This window comes from Rhizobium sp. S152, from assembly GCF_030380735.1.
Lineage (GTDB): Bacteria > Pseudomonadota > Alphaproteobacteria > Rhizobiales > Rhizobiaceae > Rhizobium.
In genome coordinates, this window is the sequence record NZ_JAUDRZ010000029.1 from 1 (window position 1) to 468 (window position 468).

A 468-nucleotide genomic window follows, 5' to 3' on the forward strand; every position below is an offset into this window, starting at 1 on the left:
AGGATCGCAAGGCGCTGGAAGACGCGGTCGCCGCCGCCAAGCCCGACGTCATGGTCCATCTCGCCGCCCAGGCCGGCGTCCGCTATAGCCTCGAAAATCCACGCGCCTACCTGACCTCCAATCTCGAAGGCTCCTGGAATATTCTCGAGATCGCCAAGAATGTCGGCATCGGCCACCTGATGCTCGCCTCGACCTCGTCGATCTACGGCGCGAGCCCGACGGTGCCCTTCCACGAGACCGACCGCGCCGACGAGCCGCTGACCTTCTACGCCGCGACCAAGAAGTCGATGGAACTGATGGCGCACAGCTATTCGCACCTCCATAAGATCCCGACCACAGCCTTCCGCTTCTTCACCGTCTACGGCCCCTGGGGCCGGCCCGACATGGCGCTCTTCAAGTTCGTGAAGAACATGATCGACGGCGAGCCGATCGAGATCTACGGCGAAGGCAAGATGAGCCGTGATTTCA

Annotated in this window: 1 protein-coding gene; it reads left to right on the plus strand. The window is 62.4% G+C overall.

The features are described 5' to 3' along the window. Positions 1-468: NAD-dependent epimerase/dehydratase family protein (locus tag QTL95_RS28980; protein WP_289721017.1), on the plus strand; the 468-nt coding region annotated here is incomplete at both ends.